The 25,945-nt window shown below is 65.7% G+C and carries 21 protein-coding genes; 6 read left to right on the plus strand and 15 right to left on the minus strand.

All coding sequences use genetic code 11. The features are described from left to right. Nucleotides 1–3 precede the first annotated feature (3 nt). Both OTER_RS02500 and OTER_RS02505 read right to left on the minus strand, forming a co-directional pair. Nucleotides 4–504, minus strand: a complete 501-nt coding sequence (locus tag OTER_RS02500; RefSeq protein WP_012373324.1) for a TlpA family protein disulfide reductase — start codon at nt 502–504, stop codon at nt 4–6. Nucleotides 505–595: 91 nt separating this feature from the next. Continuing rightward, on the minus strand, nt 596–1,480 hold the full coding sequence (locus OTER_RS02505) for a LysR family transcriptional regulator (protein WP_012373325.1): 885 nt from the start codon (nt 1,478–1,480) through the stop codon (nt 596–598). A 64-nt stretch (nt 1,481–1,544) separates the two neighbouring features. Between OTER_RS02505 and OTER_RS02510 the strand changes: the two genes are divergently transcribed. The 4 genes from OTER_RS02510 to OTER_RS02525 all read left to right on the plus strand — a co-directional run bounded on the left by OTER_RS02510 (nt 1,545) and on the right by OTER_RS02525 (nt 5,352). Next, the gene (locus OTER_RS02510) at nt 1,545–2,252 is read left to right on the plus strand and encodes a YggS family pyridoxal phosphate-dependent enzyme (RefSeq protein ID WP_012373326.1); all 708 of its coding nucleotides are present in this window, start codon (nt 1,545–1,547) and stop codon (nt 2,250–2,252) included. Between the two features lie 102 nt (nt 2,253–2,354). Beyond that, nucleotides 2,355–3,221 (plus strand): transglutaminase-like domain-containing protein, encoded by an 867-nt coding sequence (locus OTER_RS02515; RefSeq protein WP_012373327.1) that lies wholly within the window; start codon nt 2,355–2,357, stop codon nt 3,219–3,221. A gap of 97 nt (nt 3,222–3,318) precedes the next feature. Next, a complete protein-coding gene (gene aroE / locus OTER_RS02520) occupies nt 3,319–4,275 on the plus strand; it encodes a shikimate dehydrogenase (protein ID WP_012373328.1) in 957 nt (318 codons plus the stop codon). Nucleotides 4,276–4,437: 162 nt separating this feature from the next. Continuing rightward, the gene (locus OTER_RS02525; RefSeq protein ID WP_012373329.1) at nt 4,438–5,352 is read left to right on the plus strand and encodes a prepilin peptidase; all 915 of its coding nucleotides are present in this window, start codon (nt 4,438–4,440) and stop codon (nt 5,350–5,352) included. 35 nt (nt 5,353–5,387) lie between these two features. Here the strand turns inward: OTER_RS02525 and galK are convergent, their stop codons facing one another. The 4 genes from galK to ygfZ form a co-directional block, all read right to left on the minus strand. Continuing rightward, on the minus strand, nt 5,388–6,542 hold the full coding sequence (gene galK / locus OTER_RS02530; RefSeq protein ID WP_012373330.1) for a galactokinase: 1,155 nt from the start codon (nt 6,540–6,542) through the stop codon (nt 5,388–5,390). A gap of 10 nt (nt 6,543–6,552) precedes the next feature. Beyond that, a complete protein-coding gene (locus OTER_RS02535) occupies nt 6,553–6,828 on the minus strand; it encodes an HU family DNA-binding protein (RefSeq protein WP_012373331.1) in 276 nt (91 codons plus the stop codon). A gap of 106 nt (nt 6,829–6,934) precedes the next feature. Then, the gene (locus OTER_RS02540) at nt 6,935–7,159 is read right to left on the minus strand and encodes a hypothetical protein (RefSeq protein ID WP_012373332.1); all 225 of its coding nucleotides are present in this window, start codon (nt 7,157–7,159) and stop codon (nt 6,935–6,937) included. After that, complete coding sequence (ygfZ, locus tag OTER_RS02545; protein ID WP_083767587.1) at nt 7,156–8,070, minus strand: CAF17-like 4Fe-4S cluster assembly/insertion protein YgfZ; 915 nt, start codon at nt 8,068–8,070, stop codon at nt 7,156–7,158. The genes OTER_RS02540 and ygfZ overlap by 4 nt, the downstream gene beginning before the upstream one ends. A gap of 328 nt (nt 8,071–8,398) precedes the next feature. On the opposite strand from ygfZ, the gene OTER_RS02550 reads away from it, so the two are divergent. Then, nucleotides 8,399–9,454: a 3-deoxy-7-phosphoheptulonate synthase gene (locus OTER_RS02550; RefSeq protein ID WP_012373334.1), complete on the plus strand. Its 1,056-nt coding sequence runs from the start codon at nt 8,399–8,401 to the stop codon at nt 9,452–9,454. A gap of 34 nt (nt 9,455–9,488) precedes the next feature. Here OTER_RS02550 and OTER_RS02555 read toward each other — a convergent pair whose 3' ends face one another. The 4 genes from OTER_RS02555 to OTER_RS02570 form a co-directional block, all read right to left on the minus strand. Then, nucleotides 9,489–12,551, minus strand: a complete 3,063-nt coding sequence (locus tag OTER_RS02555; RefSeq protein ID WP_012373335.1) for an efflux RND transporter permease subunit — start codon at nt 12,549–12,551, stop codon at nt 9,489–9,491. A gap of 130 nt (nt 12,552–12,681) precedes the next feature. Continuing rightward, entirely contained in the window at nt 12,682–13,773 is a 1,092-nt protein-coding gene (locus OTER_RS23540; protein WP_012373336.1) for an efflux RND transporter periplasmic adaptor subunit, read from the minus strand. After that, nucleotides 13,770–15,155 carry a TolC family protein gene (locus OTER_RS02565; protein WP_012373337.1) on the minus strand — a complete coding sequence of 462 codons (1,386 nt, stop codon included), beginning with the start codon at nt 15,153–15,155 and terminating at the stop codon, nt 13,770–13,772. The genes OTER_RS23540 and OTER_RS02565 overlap by 4 nt, the downstream gene beginning before the upstream one ends. 68 nt (nt 15,156–15,223) lie before the next feature. Continuing rightward, nucleotides 15,224–15,892: a TetR/AcrR family transcriptional regulator gene (locus OTER_RS02570; RefSeq protein WP_012373338.1), complete on the minus strand. Its 669-nt coding sequence runs from the start codon at nt 15,890–15,892 to the stop codon at nt 15,224–15,226. Between the two features lie 146 nt (nt 15,893–16,038). Here OTER_RS02570 and OTER_RS02575 point away from each other — a divergent pair, with 146 nt between their 5' ends. Continuing rightward, entirely contained in the window at nt 16,039–17,022 is a 984-nt protein-coding gene (locus OTER_RS02575; RefSeq protein ID WP_044892077.1) for a malate dehydrogenase, read from the plus strand. Between the two features lie 83 nt (nt 17,023–17,105). On the opposite strand, the gene OTER_RS02580 is transcribed toward OTER_RS02575, so the two are convergent. The 5 genes from OTER_RS02580 to OTER_RS02600 form a co-directional block, all read right to left on the minus strand. Further along, nucleotides 17,106–17,801: a hypothetical protein gene (locus tag OTER_RS02580; protein WP_012373340.1), complete on the minus strand. Its 696-nt coding sequence runs from the start codon at nt 17,799–17,801 to the stop codon at nt 17,106–17,108. Nucleotides 17,802–18,029: 228 nt separating this feature from the next. Beyond that, nucleotides 18,030–18,320, minus strand: coding sequence for a hypothetical protein (locus tag OTER_RS02585; protein WP_012373341.1), 291 nt, complete (start codon nt 18,318–18,320; stop codon nt 18,030–18,032). A gap of 233 nt (nt 18,321–18,553) precedes the next feature. Next, complete coding sequence (locus OTER_RS02590; protein ID WP_148217978.1) at nt 18,554–20,248, minus strand: MFS transporter; 1,695 nt, start codon at nt 20,246–20,248, stop codon at nt 18,554–18,556. A 1,179-nt stretch (nt 20,249–21,427) separates the two neighbouring features. Next, nucleotides 21,428–22,237 carry an FKBP-type peptidyl-prolyl cis-trans isomerase gene (locus OTER_RS23545; protein ID WP_012373345.1) on the minus strand — a complete coding sequence of 270 codons (810 nt, stop codon included), beginning with the start codon at nt 22,235–22,237 and terminating at the stop codon, nt 21,428–21,430. Further along, nucleotides 22,234–25,815 carry a CRTAC1 family protein gene (locus OTER_RS02600; RefSeq protein ID WP_012373346.1) on the minus strand — a complete coding sequence of 1,194 codons (3,582 nt, stop codon included), beginning with the start codon at nt 25,813–25,815 and terminating at the stop codon, nt 22,234–22,236. The genes OTER_RS23545 and OTER_RS02600 overlap by 4 nt, the downstream gene beginning before the upstream one ends. Nucleotides 25,816–25,945: the final 130 nt, after the last annotated feature.

Raw genomic sequence — 25,945 nt, forward strand, 5'->3', positions numbered from 1 at the left:
GGGCTACTTCAGATAGGTCGCGAGCCGTTTTTCGAACTCCTCCGTGGGCTCAGCGCCCAGCTTGCGGTCGCGGATCTGGCCCGTGCGATCGATGATGAACGTCGTGGGAATCGCGTTGATCCCCTCATCGCCGCCGAAGGCCTGCACCACGTCGTCGTTCGCCATCACGATCTGATAGTCGACCTTGTTCGCCGCGACGAACTTCTTCACCACGTCCGGCCCGCGGTCGACCGACATGCCGATGATCGCCAGCTTGTCGCGGCCGTATTTTTTTTGCAGCGCCACATAGCCGGGAATTTCCATCCGGCACGGGCCGCACCACGTAGCCCAGAAATCGACCACGACCACCTTGCCCTTGAACTGCTCGGAGCTGACCTCCGCCCCCATCAGGTCCTTCAGTTTCCAATCGGGCGCCGGCGTGGGCGGAACGGGCGCGGCTTGGGCGTGCGTGAGCACGGCGGCAGCAACCAACAACACGGGGAAGGCAAGGCGTGACAAGTTCATGGTGACGGGAGGACGGTGAGAGTCCGCACCGTGGCGCGTTATTCCCGATTCGCAACCCCGGCGGCCACACCTCGTCGGCGCGGCGCGCGCATCACTTCAAGTCCAGCCCGAGGATCTCGATGAACTTCTTCATCGCCGGCGTGAGCACCCGGCCCTTGCGATGGAGGATCGCCAGCGGCCGTGTGAACTCCTTCCCCTTGAAATGGACTTCCGCGAGCGTGCCCTGCTGGACTTCCTGCTGCACCGTCGCCTGCGGGACGATCGCCACGCCGTGGTCGATCTCGACCGCGCGCTTCACCGTCTCGATGTTGTCGAACTCCATTACCGGCTCGATCTCGAGCTTGTTGTCGCGGAAAATCTGGTCGACCGCCTTGCGCGTCGGGATGTCCGGATCGAAGCCGATGAACCGCTGTGACGTCAGCTGCTTCATTTCGATCTCGCCCGCCTTGGAAAGCGGGTGGATCGGATGGGTGATCAGCACGAGGTGGTCGTTGCGGAACGGCAGCACATCGATTTGCCGCTGCTTAACCGGGAAGGCGACAAGCCCGAAATCAACCGAGTTGTGCAGGATGTCCTCATACACGAGGTTCGAACGGCGGTATTCAACTCGCACGTTCACGGAGGGGTAATCGTGAAGGAACTTCTTGATGTAGGGCGGCAGCTCGTGGAGTCCGATGGAGTAGATGGTGGAAATCCGGATGGTGCCGCTGATCACCTTCTTCATCTCCTGCAGCTCGCTCAACAGCTTGTCGTAGGTGTGCAGGACCTCCTTCGCCGATTCATAGACCCGATGCCCCTCGCGGGTGAGCTGAAACTGTTTCTGGCTCCGGTCGATCAGCAGAGTCTTGAAATGGCGCTCCATCGCCCGCGCCTGCTGGCTCACCGCCGATTGGGTGATGCCATTGAGTTTTGCCGATTTCGAGAAGCTCTTGGTCTCAACCAAGTCCGCGAAAATCTTGAAGTTTTCGATTTGCATGGTGCGCAGTCTGTCTCTCGACCATAAAGAGACCTAATTTAGGGTGATCTAACAAGCAATTCTGATGTTCCTGTCCTACGAAGCGTTTCGCGCAGCCGCCGACGCCATTAGCAAGGCGATTGTCGAAGCCTGCATAGAAGCCGGCCGCCGCCCCGGTGAGGTGCAACTGCTGCCGGTGACGAAAACCCAGCCGGCCGCGGCGGCCGATTACGTGGCGCGGTACGGACTCCCCGCAGTCGGCGAGAACCGCGTGCAGGAGGCGATCGAGAAACGTGCGCAGACTCAGGCTTCCGTGCGTTGGGAGTTGATCGGCCATCTTCAGTCCAACAAGGCGCGGATTGCGGCGCAGCAGTTCGACCGGATCCAAAGCGTCGACCGCGCGAAGTTGCTCGATCCGCTCGATCGCGCGGCCGCGGAGCTCGGCAAAACCCTGCCGGTGCTGCTGCAGGTCAACGCGGGGCGCGATCCAGCGAAGTTCGGCGCGGAGCTCGAGGACGCGCCGCAGCTGCTGGAGCAGGCGCTGGGCCGCCCGCATCTCCGCGTGGAGGGGCTGATGACGATCGCGCCGCTGTCGTCGGACCCCGAGGTCGCGCGTCGCACCTTTGCCGCGCTGCGCACGCTCCGCGATGAGCTCGCGGCGCGTTTTGGCGTGCCGCTGTCGGAACTTTCGATGGGAATGACCAGCGATTTCCGCGTGGCGATCGCCGAGGGAAGCACCACGGTTCGCGTTGGTACTGCGCTGTTCGGAGCGCGCGCCGCCCTGGGTCAATAAGTTGCACGACGCCGAAACTCGCCCCGCTGGCGCAAGTTTTTTTCTGCCGCCGCGGCAAGTTTCCTGATTGCTGCATCGGGGAAAACGGCATCGTTTTCCCGCGTGAAAACTGAGAGTCTGAGCGGGGCGACACGGGAGGCGTTTCTGGGGCTGTTGGATGATCCCACCCCGCAAGTGCGCAAGGCGTTGCTGGCGCATTTCGTGACTCTCGGCCAGCCGGCCGTTCAATTTCTGCAGGAGGTGGCGCATGGCTCGCATCGGATCCTTGCCCGCCACGCGCTGTGGTATCTCGACGAGATCAAGTTCAGCGATCCGGTGGCGGAGTTCCTCGGGTTCATTCGCTCGCTGAATTACGAGCTCGAGACCGGCGCGCTGCTGCTGAGCCGCACCGTCTCGCCCACGCTCGACGTGGCGGCCTGCTGCATGGCGCTCGACCAGATCGCCGACCGCTGTCGCGAGCTGATCACTCCGCCCGCGACGGTCCGCGAACAGTGCCGGATCGTGAACCGCGTGCTCTTCCACGAGTGGGGCTTTCGGGGCAACGTCGAGAACTACACCGATCCGCTCAACAGCCTGCTCGACCAGGTGCTGTTGCGCCGGAAGGGCATCCCGCTCACCCTTAGCACGGTCTACCTGCTGATCGCGGAGCGGCTGGGCCTCGAGCTCGAGCCGGTGGGCCTGCCGGGGCATTTTATCGTCGGCTGCTTCACCGAGAAAAAACCGTTCTTCATCGATCCGTTCGACGGTGGCATCTTCCTCGAAACCGACGAGGTGTTCGCGCTCCTGCGCGCCAACAAGATCGTGCCGAAGAGCACGGATCTGATGCCGACGCCGATCCGCGAGGTGCTGTGCCGCAACTGCCGCAATCTCGTCAACCACTACAAGGCTGGCGGCGACAGCGATCACGCGAAACTCTTCGCGAGCTTCGTGGAGGAGTTCGACGCCACCTACGAGCGGCACACGACGTAATCTGCGGTCCCGGATCTGAGAGTCCCGAGCGCGATTCTCAAAGTCCGATCCTCGAGATCCGACCTTCGAGACCCGGCCGTATTTCTGATTTTCGATTTTGCCCGCCCTGCCCGGCGCCGTTTCAATCGAAAATCTGAAATCCAAATTCGAAAATCCCGACGTCCTCACACTGCGCGATCTCGACGCGTGGTCCTTCGCTGGGGTCGCGCTCGCGGTGTTGGGCCAGCCGATCAAGCATTCGATCAGCCCGGCGATGCACCAGGCCGCGCTGGCGGAAATGGCGGCGCACGACGCGCGGTTCTCGCACTGGCGCTATTTTCGTTTCGAAGTCGCACCCGCCGATCTCGCCGAAGCCCTCGCGCGATTGCACGCCGCGGGTTTTCTGGGCCTCAATCTGACCGTGCCGCACAAGGTGCTCGCCGTCGAGCTGGTGAAAGACGTCGCGCCCCACGCGCAGCCGATCGGCGCCGTCAATACCCTGCTGCGCACGAACGATGGCTGGCGCGGCGATAACACCGATGGTCATGGTCTCGCCCTGGGCTTGCGCGCGGACCTCGGACTCGATCTCGAAGGTGCGCCCGTGATCCTGCTCGGCGCGGGTGGCGCCGCGCGGGGCGCGGCGGTCGAATGCCTGCGTCGCCGCTGCGCCTCGCTGGCGATCGTCAACCGCACGCCAGCGCGACTCCAGGCGTTGCTCGAATCGCTCGCGCCGCTCGCCGGGCCGACGCAGGTCCGCGGGTTCGCGCCGGACCAACTCCCGCGTGATCTGCCCGCCGGCGCGATCGTGATCAATGCCACCAGCGCGGGGCTGCGCGCGGCGGATCCCCTGCCACTCGATCTCGCCCTGCTGCCACGGCCGGCGGGCGTCTACGACATGATCTACAATCCGCCGCGTACGCCGCTGCTGCAGCTGGCCGCGCGGCTCGGACTGCCACACGCCAACGGGCTCTCGATGCTCGTGCATCAAGGTGCGCGTTCGCTCGCGCTCTGGAGCGGCACCGAGGTTCCCGTTACGGCGATGAGTCGGGCCGCCCTGGCCGCACTGGCCCCGTGAGCCCTCGGCGTCGGTCCGTTTTCAGGTGGGAATGTCACTTACTGAAACTTACCCGAAGCAGTGATGCCGGGGTAGCGCGGCGAGTTCCGGCGTCTCTCGTGGCTTGCCACTCCGGACTGCGTCCGCGACTCTAGCTGTCGGCCTACCCCAGGTCTCCACTTCATGAATTCCGCCGCGATCGCCGAAGTCTCCGCCGCGTTCCCGTGGTTTTTTCCCGCCGTGGCGTTCCTGGTCGGCGCGTGCATTGGCAGTTTCCTCAACGTGGTGATTTACCGGCTGCCCGCGGGCCAGTCGATCGTTCACCCCGGCTCGCATTGCGCCTGCGGCGCGCCGATTGCGTGGCACGACAATATTCCAATTCTCAGCTGGTTCATCCTGCGCGGCCGCGCTCGCTGCTGCGGCCGGCCCTATTCGTTCCGCTATGCCTTCGTCGAGGCGCTGACCGCCACGCTGTTCCTGCTCTGCTGGCTTTTTTTCCCGCCCGCCAAGGCGGTGTGCGTGATGCTCTTCCTCAGCGCGCTGATCGCCGCCACGTTCATCGATCTCGATCACCTGATCATTCCCGACGTATTTAGTCTCGGGCTTGGCGTGCTCGGCGTGATCCTGTCGTTCGTCGTCCCGTCGCTGCACGGTCATGAGGGCAATCTTTTCATCATCGACAGCATGCGGGCCGGAGTCGCTGCGCTGCAGGGGCTGCTGATCGGCTCCGGACTGGTGCTGTGGATCGCACTGGTGGCGGAAGTGTTGCTCAAAAAAGAGGCCATGGGCTTTGGCGACGTGAAATTTGCCGGCGCGATCGGCGCGTTTTGCGGCTGGCAGGGGGCGGTGTTCGCGCTCTTCGGCGGCGCGATGGTCGGAACGGTGTGGTTCGTCGTTGCGCTCGTCTGGCAGAAGCTCGCCGGCCGGCCGTCGCCGGTCGCCCCACCGACCGAAACCCCCGAGGGGGAGCCGGCGCCGCTGGGCTTCGGCGTGCATGTACCGTTCGGCCCCATGCTGGCGATTGCCGGCGCCCTTTATCTGCTGTTCTTTCAGCGCGCGGTGGCCGTCTGGTTCGCCCAAGTCGGCGAATTGCTCTGACCAGTCGCAGCCCTCGGAGGCAGTCGGGCGACTCTCTACGCGCGCAGCACCGTCGCACCGTCGCCGGTCTCGGTGTGCAGCACGTCCGGCTTGGCCCCAAACTGCTTGGCGTAACGCGCCGCCACCTTGCGGGCCTGCGCCGCGCCAAATTCCGCCGACGTCAGCGCCATCACCGCGCCGCCGAAACCCCCGCCCGTCAGTCTCGCACCGTAGACGTGCGACGTCTCGACGAGTTCGTCGACGAGGAAGTCCAGCTCCGGCGTGCTGTTCTCGAACAGCATCTGCGAGCTGCGGTGCGATGCCGTGAGCAACCGGCCGACAGCGGTGAGATCCTTCTTTTTCAGCGCCTTCACCGTCGCCGCCACGCGCGCGATCTCCTCGATCACGTGCTGCGCCCGCTTGAACACATCGGGCTTCAGTTTCTCGCGGGCGGCGTTGAGCTGCGCCAGCGTTGCGTCGGCCAGCAGCGTCACACCGAGCGCCTTTGCGGCCGCCATGCACGCTTTGTGCCGCGCCGCATACAGGCCATCGACGAGCGCGTGCTTGGTGTGCGTGTTGAAAATCCAGAACTGCGCGCCGGCCGGCATCGGCACGGTCGCGAATTTCGGGCCGCGGCAATCGATCCACACGAGTCGGTCTTTCTGGCCGAACCCCGACACGCCCTGGTCGAGAATGCCACACGGCACGCCCACAAAATGGTTCTCCGCATGCCGTCCGATCTTCACTACGTCTTCGCGCGGAGCCTTCTGGCCGGTGAGTTCGAGGAAGGCGAGCGCGGAGGACAGCTCGAGCGCCGCACTGCTGCTCAGCCCGGCGCCGATGGGCAGGTCCGAGGTGATGAGATAATCGAATCCCGCGGGCGCTTTCAGCCCAAACTTCGTGAACGCCGCGATCACGCCGAGCGGATAATTCAACCAGCTGCGCGCGCCGGTCTGCTTTTTCGGTTTGCCGCCGGGAAGAGAAAGCACGCGCCGGTCGCGCAAATCAGCGAATCGGCGGCGCCCGTCGGCACGAGGCGCTATGGCCACAGCCACGCCGCGCGCGATCGCCGCGCCCAGGACCGTGCCGCCGTTGTAGTCGGTGTGATTGCCGATGAACTCCACGCGACCGGGGGCGCGCGTCACCGCCACGGGCGGCCGGCCGTAGAGGGCGGTGAATTCGCGGACCAGTTGCGGGCGGAGTTGCTTCACGGGAAAAATGTCAGGCGACGGCCCGCAGCGCCTGGCCGGCCTTGAACCGGATCGTTTTCATCGCGCGGATTTTCATCGGCTGCTGCGTATGCGGATTAAAACCACGGCGCGCCGCCCGCGTTGCCACCGCGAAGGCGCCGAACCCGACGAGCTGCACTTCCTTGTCCCGGTGCAATCCCCGCGTAACCGCCGCGAGCACCGCATCGACCGCTCGTTCCGCCGCGGCCGTGGACGTCTCGGCCCCGAGCAGCTTGCGCACTTCATCAACCAGTTCGGCTTTGTTCATGACGCGAGAAGAGGAGGGGTTCGAACGAACGGACGCACCTCGCCGCGGTCAACTGCATTCCCTTGCGCAGACCCGTCTCGCGCGCAGGAGAAACCCCGATGTGCGCTCAATGCTCGGGCGGCGGTGCGGACGACCAGCTCGACGGAGTCTCGCCCTGGCGGCCTTTCACCACCAGATCGATCAAGTAGGCCAGCGCCGCGGTGCGGCCGATGCCGCGTTCCACCGCGAGCTGCTCGGCGCGTTTGAGCAATTGCGCCGCCATTGTCCCGGCTTGGCCCGTTGGCGCACCGAGTCGCTCGCAGAGTCGCGTCAGTTGTTCGAGTTCGTTCATGTCGGATCGATCACGCAGCCGTTTTCCGCTGCCGCGCCCGGCGCGAACACCAGCGGGACCTCCGGCTGCAGATTCAGCAACGTGAGCAGCGCGAGTCCCCGGAATCCCTCGCCGTTTTCGTTCGCGATCGCGCTTCGCAGTTCGCCGAGTTGCCGCTCGCCTTGAAAGAGCGGCGCCGGCCGCGCGGGCATCGCGTCGGTCCCGCGCACGAGAAAAAGCCGCCGCCGCACCTGCCCCATCGATCTCAACCGGGCGATGACTTCCTGGCCCAGGTAGCAGCCTTTGGTGTAGGAAATGGCGACCGCTTCGAGCCCGCCTTCGTTAGGCAACTCTCCCGGGCCAATATCCGTCGGCACGGCGGGAATGCGCGCGCCGACCCGGCGCCGTTCCATTTCTGCCGCGTTCAACTCAACTGCGCCGCCCAGCCTTTCGTTGACCCGCTCCGCCTCTTCGATCGGCAGGAACCATTCGCGTGCCTGGTCGATGCCACGCCGCCCCGCGAATTCAAATCGCCGCTCTCTCAGCGTGCGGCTGACGTTCTCGCCAACCTCGCTTCCGGAGACCGTAAGCCCGACCCACGACGCGGTCCGATCCTCGACCGTCACGTCGTCAGCGATGATATAGGCCTCGAGCCGCTCGCTGATCGTTCGCGCCGCCGCGAAGTAGCTCCCGACCCAAAACTCGTCCTCCGCCGTCCGGAAAACGAAGCTGTCCGCCAGCACGCGCGCCTTCTGGTTCAGCCAGAGTCCATACACCGGTCCTGCCGCTATCGCCCGCAAGTCGTTGGTAAACTGACCTTGGAGAAACGTAAACGCGTCCGGGCCGCTCACGCGCAGCCACGCAGCCGGCTTCCAGCGATGAAAAGCGCCGTTCCCGGCTCGGGTATCTTTTGGGCTAAAATCTGTGTTCACGCGGTTTACGGAAAGGTGTAGCTGTTTTTTCGAACTAAGAGTTGACGGTGCAGCGAACCCGATTACTTCTCAAATCATCACTTTTAACACTTCTCCCGCCTAGCGGGAGTTTTGGGGTAACTAAGAAAGCAAAGGCGGGCCGCTTAGGGGTAAGCGGCCCGCCACTTTTTTTGGCCGGATTTCAGCGATTGGCAAATCCCTCCGCGCCAAACCGTCCCATTCCGCAGTCCAGCAACACCGCCCCGCGCGCTCTCGTGCCACGCCCCCGCCCGCCAGGACTGAGCCCGGGCTTGCACCGGGCCGGGGCCGGGCTGCAAGCTGGCGGCTCATGCAGCGAACCTCGGACATCAACATCATCGAGACACGCGCCTTGCCCTCGCCGGCCGCGCTGCTCGCCGAGTTGCCCAAAACCGAAACGCAGGCCGATTTCGTCACCCGCGCCCGACACGAGATCAACCAGCTGATCTTCACCGCCGACAAACGGTTCCTCTTCGTCGTCGGCCCATGCTCGATCCACGATCTGGACGCCGGCCGGGAGTATGCCCGCCGGCTCGCCGCCCTCGCCCGCCAAGTCGCCGACCGCGTCACGATCGCCATGCGGGTCTATTTCGAAAAACCCCGCACCACCGTCGGCTGGAAGGGGTTGATCATGGACCCGCACCTCGACGGTTCCCACGACATCGCCGCCGGACTCCGACTCGCGCGCGCGTTCCTGCGTGACGTGTTGGACCTCGGCCTGCCGACCGCCACGGAACTGCTCGATCCGATCACGCCTCAATACATTGCCGACTTGGTCTGCTGGTCCGCGATCGGCGCGCGCACGACCGAATCGCAGACGCATCGGCAAATGGCCTCGGGCCTTTCGATGCCGCTCGGGTTCAAGAATGGCACCGACGGCTCGATCGGCAGCGCGATCAACGCCATCCGGGCCGCGGCCCAGCCCCAGACCTTCCTCGGCATCAACGTCGAGGGTGCCGCATCCGCGCTCGTCACCCGCGGCAATCCACATTGTCACATCGTCTTGCGCGGCGGCTCAGCGGGGCCGAACTACGCGCCGGAGCACATCGCCCGCACGGAACAGCTGCTCGCGAAGGCCGGACTGCCCAAATCCATTCTCGTCGATTGTTCGCACGACAACTCAGCCAAGCAGCCCGAGCGGCAGCCGGAGGTGCTGCGCGCCGTGCTCGCCCAGATCGTGGCTGGCAACACGTCGCTCATGGGTGCGATGATCGAAAGCAATCTTGCCGCGGGCAACCAGCCGTTCCCGCAGCCCAAGGATCAGCTGCGCTACGGCGTCTCGATTACCGACGGCTGCATCGATTGGTCCGCCACCGAGGCACTCGTCCACGAGATCCACGCCGCGCTCGCGCCGCGTTTCGCCTGAGGCGCGGGCGGCGATCGCCGCCTGGTTCGCCCCTTTACGCCTTCTCTGCCGTTCGGTGTGATTCCCCGTTCGGCGGCGGCATGAGCGAATACAGCACCGGCGTCACGAGTCGCGACAACAGCAGCGAGCTGATCAGCCCGCCCATGATCACGATCGCCAAAGGCGAGTAGAGCCCCGACCGCTGCAACGCCAGCGGCGCCAGCGCGCCCAACGCCGTGAGCGTCGTCAGCACGACCGGCAGGAAGCGGATTTCGCCCGCGCGCTCGATCGCCTCCTTCAACCCCACGCCCTGCGCCCGGAGCTGGTTCGTGAAATCGACGAGCAGGATCGAGTTCTTCGTCTCGATCCCGATCAGCGCCACAAACCCGATTGCCGCCGTGAACGACAGCGAGTAGCCGGTGAGCCACAGCGCCAGCAGCCCGCCGATCACCCCCAGCGGAATAACCGACGCGACGATGGCCGTGCCGCGGAAGCTGCGGAACTCGAGCACCAGGATCGCGAGAATGCCGAACGCCGCGATCACCACTGCGCTGCCGAGTCCGCCAAAACTTTCGCTGCGGCTCTCGACTTCGCCGCCAAACTCCCAGCGCGTGCCCGTCGGCCAGCTCAGCCGCTCCAGCTCCCGACCGGTCCGACGCGTGAGCTGATCCACGTTGAATCCGTCCGCCACCAACGCCGTCACGGTGGCGGAACGCTCCCGGTTGAATCGCTGGATCACGGGCGGCGCCGATTCGAACTGCAGTCGCGCCAGCTGCGCGAGCGGCAGATACGCGCCACTTCGTGACTGCACTTGGATCCGGCCCCAGTTTTCGAGCGTCGCGCGCTCGCCGCGCGGCAGCGCCAGCTGAATGTCGTATTCGTCGCCATCCGCCTCACGAAACCGGCTCACATCCAACCCGCCGAACGCCAGCCGGACCGCGCGATCAATCTCGATCTCCGGCACGCCGAGCAGCGCCGCCTTCGGCTTGTCGATGACGAGTCGCAGATCCGTCCGCCGGATCCGGACGGGATTCGTGATGGAGTGCGTGCCGGGAATTCCGCGCAGCACACGTTCGACGTTCGCCGCCAGTTCCGCGATCTGGTCGATGTTCTCGGCAAAAACGCGCACGGCGATCGGCGCCTCGATCGGCGGACCGTTTTCAAGCTCCTTCACCACAATCTGCGCGCCGGGAAGCTTCGCCACTTCGGACCGCAGCTCGTCGAAAAACCGCGGATTCGATTCCGAGTTCGCCACCTTCAACGAAACGAACAACTCGGCCACGCTCGCCTTCGCCGCCTGCGGAACTTCGTTGTAGTAAATCTGGGGATTGCTGTCGCCAACCGTGGTGAAGTAATTCGCCACCTCCGGCCGCTGCGCAAGCAGCGCCTCGACCCGCCGCGCCACCGCGTCCGTCGCCGCCACGCTCGCCCCCTCTTCCATCTCGATCTGCACCAGGAACTGCGGCAACCCGGCCTTGGGGAAAAGCGAGAACCCGATCCGCGGCACCAACGCGAGGCTGCCGACGATCAGCAGCGCAGCCGCGCCCAGCGTGATGCCCCGGTGCTGCATGCACCAATGCAACACCGGCCGGTAGCCCGACTCGATGCCGCGGTGCAGCAGCCGCAGCAGGAGGTTGCCTTCCGGTTTCTCGTTCCCGCGCAGCGTCAGGCTCGCGAGCAATGGGATGATTGTCAGTGCCACGACCATCGAGGCGAGCACGGTGTAGACGACGGCCACCGGCAGACTGCGGATGTATTGGCCCGGACCGCCCGGCAGCATCAGCAAAGGCAAAAATGCGAACAGCAGAGTCGCCGTCGTGCCCGCCACCGCCACCGCGATCTGCTCGGTCGCCCGCACCGCCGCCTCGATCGGCGGCGTGCCCATCCGCCGGAACCGCGCAATATTTTCCACCACCACGATCGAGTCGTCCACCAGCAGCCCGAGCGCGATTACGAAGCCGACGATGCTGAGCTGGTTCAGGCTGAACCCGGTGAAATACAGCGCGGCCACCCCCATCGCCAGCGACAGCGGGATCGACAGCATCACCAGCACCGACGCGCGCAACCCCAGCGGCAGCACGGTCAGCAGCACCAGCGCGAACGCGAAGAGAAAATCCTCCTGCAGCCGGCCGAGCCGGCGCTCCACGTTTTGCGACTGGTCCCAGCCAATCTCCAGCCGTACGTCGCCGGCCAGTGAGGAGCGAAACGCCTCCACCTCGGTGCGCAACGCCTGGCTCAGCACCGAAAGGTTCTGCTGCGCGCGCGGCCGCACGGTGACGAACACCGCCCGCTCGCCGTTGTAGCGGCCGAAGGTCTCGAGATCCTCGGTCGTCCAACGCACGTCAGCGACGTCCTTCAGATACACCACCGCTCCCGCGTCGCCCGCGATCGGCGTCATACGCACTTCGTCGAGATCCGCGTAGTTGCCGCTCGTCTTGATGTTGAAGCGGCGATCACCGGCTTCCACCGAGCCACCCGCAATCGAGACGTTGGCCCCCTGCAGCGCGTTGACGATCTGACCGAGCGGAATTCGCAGCTGCGTGAGCCGGTCGATGTCCAGCGAGACGCGCACCTGCTTTTCGGGAAACGCGTGCCGCCGGGCCTGACGCACGCCGTCAACGCGCTCGAAACGTTTCCGCAGCGCGTCCGCGAGATCCTGCAGCCGTGCGTAGCTCGCGTCCGGCGAGACGAGCGCGACCTGCATCATCGCGACGTTCGTCGTCTGCCATTTTCGCACGTCGACCTCCACGACCCCCGAGGGCAACTTCGGTCGCTCGACGTTCACCTGTCGCAGCACCTCGTCGTATTTTTCCTCCGGATCCGTGCCCCACGTGAAATCCAGCGTGAGATAGGCGAACCCGTCCTTCACCGTCGCGCGCAGCTTGTCGATGTCGTCGAGTTCCTTCAGCGCGTCCTCCAGCGGACGCGCGACCAATTGCTCGATGTCCGTGGCATTCGCACCGGGGTAAATCGCCACCACGCTGAACGACGGCACTCTCATCGCCGGATCTTCCATCCGCGGGATCGAGCGGAACGACGTCACGCCGAGCGCGATCAGGCAGACGAACACGATCAACGTGAACTGCGAGTTCCGCACCGTGAGGTTGGTGATTTTCATGCGGCGGCTCCTCTCCGTTTGGAGGGCGGGGTTTTCCGACCCCGCCGGACTGCGCGGATGCGCGGCGGGTTCAGGAGATCCCGCCCTACAGCGCCGTTCTCGGGTGGGCGCACGATCCATCTGTTCACGCTCACTTTGGCGCCTCCGCCACCCGGCTGCCGTCGCGCAGATATTCACCGCCCCGCACCACGAGTCGGAGATCGGGTGACAACGCCGTCCGCAGATACGCCTTGGCGCCGTCGAGTGCTTCCACCTCGACCTTCTGCCGAAGCGCGACGTCTTGACCGGACCTCACCACAAACACACTCGCCACGCCACCTTCGCCTTCGATCAACACCGACGCCGGCACGACCGGCCGCGGTGTGACGGGCCGCGGCCAAAGCGTGACGGCAACGGCCACGCCCGACCGCGCTGCAGTGGGCGGCTGCGCGAGGAGAATCTCCACCTCGGTCGTGCGGGTGCTGGAATTCGCCGCGCCCGCGATGCGCGTGATCGCGCCGGGCAGCGTCATCTCCGCGGCGTGGCTGAGCGTGACCTCCGCGCGATCGCCGGGCTGCAACCGTGCGAGATCGGCGTCCGCCACACCCGCGCGCACGAGCCAACCCGAGTCGTCCGCGGCGAATCCGAGCACGGCCTTACCCGGCGCCACGATTTCGTTGGGCTCGACCAGCCGACGCAGGATCTGCCCGTCCGCCGGCGCAGTGATCACGGCGTACCGCCGATTAAATTCCGCGATCCGCATCTGTGCTGCCGCCACATCCACTCCGGTTCGCGCGTCCTGCAGATCCTCGAGCGTCGCGACCGCGTTGGCCTGCAGTCGCTCGACGCGGGCGAAGTCGCGTTCCGCCTTCGCCAGCGCGCTACGCGCCTGCGTGAGCTGCGCCTCGATTTCGTCGAGCCGAAGCCGCGCGAGCACTTGATCCTTCTTCACCGCTTCGCCGGTGCGCACGAGCACCTCCTCCACCACGCCGCCGATTTTGAAGGCAAGCTCGGGTTCCTCCTGTCGCGAAAGCACACCGGGTACGCGCACGGGCACCGCGGCGTCGGAATACTCGACCGGCGCCAGCGCCACCACCATCGGCGGCGGCTCCGGTTTCGCTGCATCTGGCGCCCGACCGCAACCGGCGACCGCCAGCAAGCCGGCGCACAGCACGCCAAGCGGCGCGCCGTGGCGGAGCCGAGCTCGCAAGCGCAGGCGCTGAAGAGATTCCAATGTTTTCATGGCAATGGGCTGAGCGCGGCCGCGCGATCGAGGGCGGCGGCCGCGATGAAGAGTCGATGCTGCGTGATCGCGCGATTCAGGTCCGCGCGGGTGCGTTCGTTGCGGGCATCGAGGAAGCTCAGCTGCGCCACCATGCCTTCGCGTTCGCGCTGGGCCACGATCTCGAACGCCCGCGTGGCTGCCGCACCGCGACGCTCGGCCGACTGATAAGCCGCCCATGCCGCCCGGTAGTCGTCCTGGGCCCGCTGCAGCTGCAACGCGAGCTGCTGGCGGACCACGTCTTGCTCCAGCTCCGCGCGGCGCCGGGTGATCCGCGCCTGCTCCAGCTCGCTGCGCCGCTGCCGGCCGTCCCAGAGGTTCCACTCGGCCACCAGCGAGCCCTGGACGAAATTGTTGCCGCCGCCGGTCCGATACTCCGTGCCTTGAACCCCGCCTTCAACCGCGAGGGCGAGCGTGGGCCGCAGCTTGGCGGCGGCGGACTGTTCTGCGGCCTCGGTCGCTTGCACGCGCCGCTGCAGTGCGAGGAGTTCCTCTCGCCGATCGGTCGCAAGCGAAGGAAGCTCGGCGCCGGTCAGCGTCTGCACGAGCGCCTGCAACTCCGCTTCGCTCGCGCGCTCGATCTCCGTTGCGAGCGGACGGTTCAGTAGGAAATTGAAATACGCCCGCGCCGCGTTGCGATCGCGCTCCGCCTCGACCCGCTGCTGCCGCACCGCCAGTTCGTCTGCTTCGGCACGCAGCACGCGATCCTCCGTCACCTTGTCCACCTCGGCGAGCAGCCGGTTCGTCCGCACCGCTTCCGCGGTTACGGCGGTGGCGCTGTCGAGGATTTCGACGGCGGTCTCCGCCTGTAGATAGGTGTGATACGCCGTGAGCACGGCGAGCCGCAGCTCGCGCCGATACGCGGCCAGCTGCGCGTCGCGGCTCTCCGCCGCCGCGCGTGCCGCGGCGATCCCGCGCGTGAGCTCCGGCCGGTAGAGCGGCTGCACGAGCCGGAGCTTGGTTTCCTGCTCCCGCGCCCGCAGGAGCGGAATTGCCTGATTTTCCAACTGCGGAAAAGCCGGCGCCCGCCCCTGCGTCAGCAGGTATTCGTTCAGCGTGCGGTAAACCCCGTTCAGCAGGTCGCCCACCGGGATGTCGATCGTCCGGCCGCCATCGGCCATCGAATAGCGTGCCACCAGGTCGAGCCGGGGCTGCAACGCACCGCTCACCTCCGCCAGCCGCGCCCGTGCCTCGGCCAAGTCGAGCGCCTGCGCCTGCAGCGCCAGGTTTTGCCGCAGCGCCTCGTCGACGTAACGCTGCGCGACGGTCGGCACCGGCGCCGCCCAGGCGTCCATCGCCCGGGCGGGCAGGCCGGAAAGGAAACACAGCAGTAGGAGCAGCATGGGCACGCGGGGGCACATGGCGCGGACACCTTGACGACCGTTGACACTCTGTCAACAGATCGCGCGGCCTATTTTTCCGTCCCCAGCGAAGTGCGCAGCAGCGCGAACCCGTGCTCCAGCGCCTGTTGCGCCGACAGCCCGAAGTACTGCTGCAGCATGCCTTCCTTCTGCGAGGCGATCTGGATCAGCCCGTGCGTGAACGCCCAGATGGCGACGGCCGATGCGCCGGGATCGCCGATGGATTTGCGCACCGAGCGGTCCTTCAGCCCACGCGCGAGCGATTCGGCGACGATCTTCAGGCAGTTCCAGCCGTGATCGTGCGCCTGCTCCTCCGGTGGGCGCTGCCCGTCGGGCACGAACTCCCGCGCCTGAAACACGGTGAGCAACTCGAAGTAGAGTTGTTCCTTTTCCGAGAACTCGTGGTACGCGCGGCCGATCGCCATCAGCTGATCCAGACCGCGGGGATTCTCGTCGACGGCTTTGCGGAATCGCCGCTCCAGATCCTCCATGCCGCGCTCGCAAACCGCATGAAACACGTCGTCCCGCGTGGGGAAGTAGAAGTAGACCAGCGACCGGCTCAGCCGCGCGGTTTTTGCAATTTCCCCGAAGTTGGTCGCCTCCCAGCCGCGCTTCCGGATCACGCGTTCGGCGGCATCGAGGATCTGCTGCCGGCGCTCCTCCTTCTCCTCGTCCCGCCGCGATTGCAGGGGGGACTTTTTGGCCGCGGGGTGCGTCATGGCGAGTTCCTCACAAACGCGCGAAGTCCAAAAACGCCAGCCACAAAATGGCTTTACCGCGGCGGCGCCTAAATTTGCGCGGAAATCTGCAATTCCTGCGTTTCTGGCTTCAATAGAAACTGCTTAACTCCTCTTCGCCTATGGCCATGAAACCTCCCATCCGTGTTGCAGTCACCGGCGCCGCCGGTCAAATCGGTTACGCCCTTCTGTTCCGGATCGCCTCCGGCGCGATGTTCGGCGCGGACCAGCCGGTGATTCTCCAGCTGATCGAAGCTCCGTTCGAGAAGGCCATGAAGGCCCTCGAAGGCGTCGCGATGGAATTGGACGACTGTGCGTTCCCGCTGCTCAAGGGCATCGTGCAAACCGACAAGCCGGAAGTCGGCTTCAAGGATGCCAACTGGTGCCTGCTCATCGGCGCCAAGCCGCGCGGTCCGGGCATGGAGCGCGCCGACCTGCTGAAGGACAACGGCAAGATCTTCATCGGCCAGGGCCAGATCATCGATGCCGTCGCCGCGGCTGACGCGCGCGTGGCCGTCGTCGGCAATCCGGCCAATACGAACTGCATGATCGCCGCCTCGCAGGCCAAGCGGCTTCCCGCGGAGCGCTTCACGGCGATGGTCCGGCTCGACCAGAACCGCGCGCAGACCCAGCTGGCGAAGAAGGCCGGCGTCGATCTCACGGCGGTCAAGGATATCTTCATCTACGGCAATCACAGCCCGTCGATGTTCCCGTCGTTCGCGCACGCGACGATCAACGGCAAGCCCGCCACGTCGGTGATCACCGACACGGCCTGGCTGCAAGGGCCGTTCTGCGAGACGGTCGGCAAGCGCGGTGCCGCGATCATCGCCGCGCGCGGTGCGTCGTCGGCGGCGTCCGCGGCCAACGCGCTCGTCGATCACGTCCGCAGCCTCGTCACGCCGGGCGCGGTGCACTCGATCGCGGTCAAATCGAACGGCGCCTACGGCTTCGACGCGAACGTCTGGGCCGGTATGCCCGTGCGTACGACCACGCCCGGCAGCTATGAGGTCATCACCGGCTACGCGATGGACGACTTCGCGAAGTCGAAGCTCGCCGCGACGAACAAGGAGCTCGTCGAGGAGCGCGCGTTCGTGGCCGACATGATCAAGTAACGATCCCCTCCCCCGTCCGATATTTGTTTCACGCGGCGCCTTCACCGGCGCCGCTTTTTTTGCGGCGGCCGTCCGGCGTCAGCTCACCCCGTCAGTTTCGCGAGCACGGGATCGAACCGGAATGCCTCCCGCACGCTGGCAAACGCGTCGATCAACTCGCGCGGTGCACTTGCGCGCGGGAACACGATCTCCAGCGCCGTCGCCGTGCAGCGGACGCGCGCCTCGACCCCGGCGACGGCGATCTCGCATTCGTGACAATCCGATGGATAACTCACGCTCAACTCCGCGCCACGATCGGCGGCTTCGATCGCATCGATCACCGCCTCGACCGAGGCGCCTTTCCTGAGCAGGAACGAGATTTCGGAAAACCGTCCGGCAAAAACCTGCGTCATCGACTCGCCGCGCGCGATCGCCGCCTCGCGCAGACTGCGCAGCTGCGTCGTGACGGCGTAGCGCGACGGTTCGGCCGGCTCGAGTTCGTAGACGATCTCGACGACAAAATCTTTCGCGGTCAGGACGGCGGCGGGGCTGGCGAGTTCGAGCGAAAGTTCGCGGCGCTTGTAACCGAAGCCCGTGCGGATGGATTGGAAGAGGTCCTCCGCGTCGGTGCCGAGTTCACTCGCGCAGATTTTTCCGAGGAACGCGTTCGTGGTGGCGTTCGCCGCGTCGGGGACGGTGTGATGCGGCTTGCGGAAGCCGCTGAGCGTTTTCACCAGTCCCCCGCTCCGACCGACAAAGGCAATTTCTGCCACCACGCTGGAAGGAATATCGTCGGCCATGCCCGCCCAACCAAGCGCGCCCGACGGCGCACGCCAACCTGAAATCACGCGGCGTGTTTGCCTCTCGCCGGGGTGCCGTAGGGCCGGCGCTCGACGCCGGCCGCGGCTGCCGGCCAGCCCATTCGACAAGCTCAGGGCGTCGAGCCTGCCGAGAGGCGGCAGCCCTACACGGCCGCGATAGCAACCCCGCCGTGGCCCACGACCCACTCAGCCAATCGTTCCGCGCCCTTACGCCTTCGTAGCCGAAAACCGCTTGATCAGCGCGAGCACGCCGATCACGGCGAGCACCGGGATCCAGATCGGCGAGAGGACCGCGACCGCGAGCAGCGCCACGACGATCAGCGCGGCGACCGCCGCGCCGACGCCGCCCAGCAGCACGCCGGCACCGCCGAGCAACAGTCCCGCGAGCAGGAGGATCATCAACGCCAGGAAAAAGACGCCGACGGTCAGCACGGGCAGAAACTTGATGGCGAGCAGCACGGCGACGAGGCAAAGCAGGACTTTAGCGAAAGTGTTCATGCCCCGAAAAACCCGGCTCGCCCCGAGAAGTTGCAGATCGCCGCGTACTCCCGACCGGCGGTGTAGCGCGGGGTCTCCCGACCCCGCCGTTCGGCGGGTTTCGGTCGCGCGGTCAGGCTGACCATGTCCGATACCCGCGGACGATCTGCGCGGCCAGACTGGCCGTGCTACGAACGGCGGGATCAGGAGATCCCGTCGTACAGGTCACCGCTTCCGCCCCGCGCGTCGTGCCCTCAGAACACCGCGCGGCCGGTGAAATACAGCACGCCGGCCGTAACCAGCAGACACACCACGGTCGCGATCTTGGCGCCACGCGCATTCCAGACGTAGGCGGCGCCAGCACCGCCCTGGGCCGCTTCGGCCGCTGTCTGCGCGGCGAACTTAAACGTCCGCTGCGCGAGGAAAAGCTTCAGCGCCGCGCTCGCCAGCAGCAGCCAGAACTGCACTTGCCCCGTCCCATCCGCCCGATCCTGCAGCGAGCCGACGATCTTGGCATCGATCAGCAAGATCACGAGGATGCCGAGCATCGCATACACGGACGCGCGGCCGGCAATCCGTTGCACCGTTCGCTCGAGAGCTGTCAGCCGCGTCGGGTCGTCAGCCGTGATCATGACGTGATGGGCGTCAGGCGCGGGTTCCCGGCTTTCATCCGCAGCCAGTGGGAACGGCGCCTTCCACGCCGCCCAAACCGACGGCACGGAGGCGAACATCACGACGACGAAGAAGGTGGAGAACCCGAGCCACTCCGCCAGCGGGCCGGAGGCCATCGTCGTCGGCACAAGCATCAGATTCATGAGCGACGTGGCGAACGCGTAGTGGGTCATCGTCGCGCGGCCCGGCGCCAGCTGTTGCATCATGTAAACCATGTTGCCGACGAAGCCGAACCCGTAGCCGAACTTCTCGATGCTCACGAGCGTCGCGATCGTGGAGTAGTCCAGCCCGTGGTGCGCAGCACCGTAGTGGCTGAGATACACGAAAGTGAAATGCGGCACGTTGAGGCAGAGCCCGAGGATCGGGAGCGCTTTCTTCAGTCCGATTTTGCCAAGGAAAAGCCCGCCGAGCACGCCACCGACGATGTTCGCGATGGTCCCCCAGACCGCATCGATGTTGGCGACCTGCCCGGCCGTCAGCCCAAGCCCGCCCGTTTCGGTGGACGACTGCATGAACAGCTTGCCTTCGACCAACAGCAGGCCCTCCCCGAAGCGATAGAGGAACACGAACGCGATCATCCCCCAGAATGCCCGCTTGTGGAAAAACGTCGTCGCCGTATCGAGAAAGTCGCCCACCACTTCGCGCGCGCTGTGCGGCCGGTGCGCGATGCTGCCGGTCGGCAGCGCCCAGATGTGCCACACGGCAAACACACCCATCGCCACCGCGGCCGTGATCCAGACGGCCATCCACATCTTGACCGGCGACCACTGCTGCGCGTTGGCCAGCATCTCCATCCCGCTGATGAGCACGCCGGTCGCGAGCACTTTGCCGAGATTCCAGAACATGCTCTGGAACCCCGCGCTGTTGGCCTGCGACTTCCGGCTCAGCGCCGTCAGGTAGATGCCATCACCGCAGATATCCTGGGTCGACGACGCGAACGCCGCGACCCACAGCAGCGCGATGGTGATCTTGAAGAATCCCGGCATCGGCAGCGCCATCGCCACGCCGACGAACAGCACCGCGATCAGCGCCTCCATCGCGAGCACGAAGAATTTCTTCGTGCGGTACATGTCGAGGAACGCCGCCCAGAGCGGCTTCAGCGACCACGCCACGATGATACTGCCTAACGCAACCGTGTTCTGTCCGTCGCTCACCCCCAGCGCTTTGAACATCGTCGAGGCCGTGCCGTTGACGACGTTGAACGGGATGCCCATCGCGAGGTAGAGCGACGGCACCCAAAACAAGGCATGGCGGACCTGATTCCGAAGTGGGGTCATCGGGAGGAGGAAACTGGGACTGGCCTGACGCAAGCGAGCATGAAACATCGCAGTTCAGTCGCGCTCCGCGCGATCGACGACGTGGCTTGATGTGGCACGGGCGTCCCGCCCGTGCACCGGTGCGGGCCGATCCTCCGCCTGGTCGGAGAGCGACAGTCTCTCAAACGAGCCGTTCGCGTCCACAGCACTGAGGCTTTTTCACGGGCGAGACGCCCGTGCCACCTTGGTCGCCGCGCTGGATGAAATTGGCCCCGCCAGGCCCACGCACATTCGGTTGGCCTACCCCTAGACATTGCCGAGGTTCACGAACCTGACGGGAAAGTGATTCTTCGCGCCGTCTGCCATAGTCACGCCGCGTGGTTCAAATCTACCGCGGATTCGCTCCAACTCTAGCGCAGCAGAATGGGAGTGCGTGGGAACAGAAGTCATGGCGCCGGAAAACGGTCCACCGTGCCTGAGTGCCTCGCGCGGCGGAATCTCGGCCCACACTCTATCGTTAGGGTGCTCCCCCGCCGTCTGCTTCTCGATACGAGGAAGCAGGAGGCTGCCGAGTCCGGCCTATTTCGCACTAATCTTAATACGAAACGGCAGTCCCCGGCCCCAAGACACCCAGAGAGGATTCACCTGCGTAAAACTGGCAGTCGCCCAGACAGTCGAGCCGTGCGGCTTGACGGACCAAAAATACTCGCCCGGAAGCAGCCCGCCTGGCGGAGTATGTTCGGTGCCTTCGATATTCTCTGTGTAGTATTGGCTCTCGCCGGGCGCACCGTCGGGCCCGACAAACCAAATCGCGAAATCGTAGGCTGCTACACCGGCCGCAGGCTTCCACGAGAATGTCGGATGCAGCGTATGAACTTCCACCGCACTCTGCGGCATCACTCCACTCGGTCGAAAGCTTATCGGCTCAATCGTAGGAAACTTGGCCACGCCAACACACCCCGCCAACAAGGTGGTTACACAGCACAAAAACACTCGACGACGCATAAAGATCTATCAGCGAAGCTGCAGGAAAAGGGTAGCGTGTCGAGGCCGGGTTGTTTGGCGTCGGAGCTGGCCGCTTCAATCAACCATGGCGGATGCGTGTGATCCACGGTGAAAGGAATCCCCTTTCGTGTCGTTCGTGTGTTTCGTGGTTCACTCCGCGCTGGCGGCCCAGGGCGGCCGTGCTCCCACGCCGGCCTACTTCGCTTTCGGCGCGATCTCGTGCAGCTCGACGAAAAATGCGAGCGGCACGCCGCGCGGAATGTCGGCCGGCCATTGCTGCGCCGGGAAGGCCAGCGTCGGCGGCACATACACGAGCGCCTTGCCGCCCACGCTCAACAGCTGCACGCCCTCGGCCAAGCCCGGCAACAGATCCTTCACCGCCATCCGCACCCGCGCTCGGCTAAAATTCCGCAGCTCAGTGCCGTCCGGCAGCCGGCCCGCAAAACTAATCACGACGGTGTCCGCCGCCGTTGGGTGCGGCCCACCATAGCCTTCCTCAGTCACGCGATAGTGCAGCCCGCTCGCCGTCTGCTGTACGCCTTCTTTTTCGCGCAGGATCCGAAAATACTCCTCGGCCGGATCCGGCTGCTCGACCGCGAGCATCTTCTGCACGCGCTGGCTGATTTCGTCGCGGAGTTGCTTCGCGTCGTCATCGAGCGGCACGCCGCGGCCTTCGTAGCTCGAGCGAAAGCCCGCCAAGAACTCGGTGAACTGCTGCTCCGTCCAGCCGAGATCCGGAATTCGGTTGTTCTCCGCCATGTAGGAGCCCAACGCCGCATACGGACCTCGTGCGACCACCGTGGCGGGCGTGGCCGCTGCCGGCGTCGGCGTCGACTTCGGCGCCACGGTGCTGCTCAGTTCCAGGGCGGCGGACTCGGGCGCGCGGTTTCGCCGCGCCATCATCACCAGCACGAGCGTGAGCAGCAGCACGTTCACGCCAAGCAGCACGAGGGCGAGGCCGCGCCATGGCGGCGCGGAGGAGACGGGCGCAGAGGATGTTTTCACGGAGCGGAGAACCGGATGATTTTCGCCGGAGGAGTGGAGAAGGTTTGGACCGATTCGCGTCCATCCGGCCAGCGAATTTTCAATTCGGTCGGCAGAGCAGAATCGAGATAGCCGAAGAACACGGTCGCGCTCGACTGCGCGAAGTAGCCCGAACCGGCGGCGATCTCCGCCGTCTGGTGCGAGCCGTCGGCCAGCGTCAGCGTGAGTCGCGCGCCGATCGCCGCCGGATTGCCCCGCGCAGCTTGCAGCGCCACACCGAAACTCCGGCGGCCGGGCAGCGCGCGGTTGAGATAGGCCAGCGGCCGGTCGTTGTTGCGCGTGGCGAAAAAGTCCGGCCACCCGTCCTGATTGAGATCGGCGACGAGGAGGGACTTCGCGTCGCGGCGCACGATCACGCCGCTCTCCCCTGCCGAGATGGGCATGAATCCGCCGCGGCCATCGCCGCGCAGCAGCCAGCCCACGCCACCATCCATCCGCCCGAGAAACGGCACCGCCGCGTAGGAGTTGCCCACGAGGAGGATGTCCGCGCGACCGTCACCGTCGAAATCGCCCGCCGCCGTGCCGAACACCGGCGCGATCTGCGCCAACCGCGGCAGCGGTGCGAACCGGAACGTCCCGTCCAGCTGTGACAGGAACACGCCGCTCTGCAGTTTCGTCACCGCGAATTTCGTCGCCGCCGCAAGCGACGCGGCCGGGAACACATCCTCGAGCGGGGCGCGCGCATACGACTCCGCGTCGCGGAACCGTTTCGCCAGCGAGGGGAACAGCTTCAGCATCTCCAGCCGCGTGCGCCGCGGATACCACACGCCATTCTCCGCGTGCGCCTCGATCAACTGCGGCGCCGAGCCATCGACGCTCACGCCGACGTAGAGCAGCGCGGGTTCCGCCGACGACGCGCGGAACGGCGTGTTCAGTCCCACGTTGCCGGCGACGTAGTCCGGCCGTCCATCGCCGTTGAAATCCGCCGCCGACAGCGAGCGCCACCAGCCCGTGCCCGCCGCCGCAAAACCCAGCCGCTCGGTCGCGTCCTCGAACGTTTTTCCTTCGATATTCCGGTAGCACGCGACGTGGCCCCAATCGTAGGCGACGAGCAGGTCGATCCAGCCGTCCGCATCAACGTCGCTCCACAACGCGCCGGTCACCATGCCGCGGTTCGCAAGCATCGGCGCCGCCTCCGCGGTCACGTCCACGAGCCGGCCATCGCGTGACGCGAGCAGCACGCTCGGGGCCGGCTTGGCATAGCTGCCCGGCACCACGCGTCCGCCGAGGAAAACGCCGAGCCGCCCGCTGTGTTCAAAATCCGCCGCCGCTGCCGCGCCTACACTCATCGGTGGAGCGGCGACGATGTCCGCCGGCGCGCCTGAGAATCGGCCCGAGCCGTCGTTCAGCAGCAACCGCGGCCGGTAAACCGGGTCGTCCGCGGGCGCGGCAATGCCCGCCTTGGTCAGCAGCAGGTCGAGATCGCCGTCGGCGTCCACGTCGAGCGCCACCATCGGTCCGTCTGCGACCGCGGCAAGTTCGCTGAAATCGCTGCGGCCGTAACCGAGGAACTGGCCGCCGCCCATGTTCGAGAAAAATTGACCGGGTTCGCCCGTGACGCCGCCCAGCACCAGATCGTCCTCGCGATCGGAATCGAGATTCGCGAACAACGCCGGCGGTCCCGGACGGTTCAGCCGGAACGAGATCAGCGGTTGCTCCTTTACCTGGCTCCACGGCGTGTCGCGATTCGGCACGTTGAGCCGCGCCGCATCGGTCGCGGGCACGAACTGCGGCGTGGGCAACGTCGGCGGCGGCGCCACGGGAGCCTCCGCCGATTCAGTGATCGTGTAGCGCCGGTCGGCCACGAGATCGGTGAACGCCTGGTGCCGGCCGCTCGGCCATTCGATCGTGAGCCGCTTGATCTGCGTCTGTTCGCCGAGACCGAAATGCACGATCGGCTCGCTCGTCGAATCATAGCCGCGCGCCAGGGTAAGCGACCGCGCTTGTTCGCCAGCGTCTGTCTCGATCCGCACGATCGCACCGACGCCGTAGCGATTCGAGGTCGTGCCACGGAGCGCCAGAGTCACCGCATGTCCGCTGTCGGTGTCGTTGCGACACAGCGTGACGTTTCCATCCATGTTCACGAACGCGAGATCGAGATCGCCATCGCCGTCCAGATCGCCGGTCGCGGCGCCGAAGCTCACGCCGAGGTGATCGAGCCCCCAGCTCTGGCTCACGTTCTCGAACCGCAGCTCGCCGCGATTTCGAAACGCGAGGTTATTCTCATTCAGCACCGGACTGGACTTCATGATCTTGATCCGGTCCGCGATCCGCTCCTTCGTCGCCATCTGCTGCAGGATGTCGATGCCGTGCAGCTCGCGCATGATCCCGTTGGTGAAATGCACGTCGACCCAGCCGTCGTTATCGTAGTCCTCGAACCGCACCGACCAGGTCCAATCCGTCGAGGCGAGCCCGGCCAGCTGCGCCGCCTCCAACATCACGCCGGCACCGGTGTTGAGGTAGAGGGCGTTCCGCATGATCTGCACCGCCGCCTCGGGCCGCTGCTCGTCATCGAGCAGCTGCGCGCGCAGCTTGGCCATCCCGCGGTGGTCCTTGTAGCGCGTGGTCGGATCCATATCCAGGACGAGCAGGTCGAGGTGACCATCGTTGTTCACATCCGCGAGATCCGCGCCCATCGAGGAGTTGGGCGTGTGCGGCACGACCAGGCTCAGGACGTTGCGGAAAGTCCCGTCGTGTTGGTTGTGATAGAGTACGTCCGGATCGATGAAATCGTTGTCGATGTAGATGTCGGGCCAGCCGTCCTCGTCGAAATCCCACCACGTCGCCGCGTGCCCTTGCGTGTCGCCGCCGATCCCGGCGCGTTCGCTCACGTCGGTGAACGTGCCGTTGCCGTTGTTGTGGTAGAGATGATCGGGCTGGCCGTTCGGCCGGCGTTCGCCATCGAGCAGGTTCGTCTGCACGTAGACGTCGAGCCAGCCGTCGCGATCGTAGTCGCAGAACGCCGCCATGCCGCTGGCGTCGTTCAACGCAAGCCCGCGGGCCGCCGCTTCTTCGCGAAACGTGCCGTCGCGCTGGTTGATGTAGAGTAGATTCGCGCCGCGCGTGCGGCAGACGTAGAGGTCGAGCCAGCCGTCGTTGTTCACGTCGGCAAACGCCGCGCCATTGTTCCAGACGCCGCTCGCGATCGACCCGCCGAGCCCGCCGGCCTTGTCCGTCACGTCTTCGAACCGCCAGCCGCCGAGGTTGCGAAAGAGCCGGTTCGGGCCGGTTTTGCAGACCGCGAAAAGATCGGGCCGACCGTCATTGTCATAATCGCCGATGGCGAGTCCGTTGCCGATCGCCCCGAGCGAATACTCGTTGTAGTGCTCCCACCACATCGTGGGATCGTTATAGGCGTTGATCGCGACCACACCCGTTTGCTCCGCCGGGAGCGTAGCGAACATCGTCGCCCCGCGTGGTCCGGAACGTGCCGCCAGCGGCTGCGATTCGATCGCCTCCGCCGCCCGCGCGAAGGTCGCGGCCAGCAAGCCCACGCCTGCAACCACGCAACGTGCGACTCGACCGAACGAGATGAACATGCTCCAACTCGTTCGCAGCGAGGCACTGCCGCAATGCTCATGGCGGCGTGCAAGCCGGGGCGAGGGCGCACGCCGTGGCGGGCGAGGACAGAAAAACATGCGGGCTAACATGCGGGGGCGCGCCAGAGGA

Origin of the sequence: Opitutus terrae PB90-1 (assembly GCF_000019965.1) — a bacterium.
Taxonomy (GTDB): Bacteria; Verrucomicrobiota; Verrucomicrobiia; order Opitutales; family Opitutaceae; genus Opitutus; species Opitutus terrae.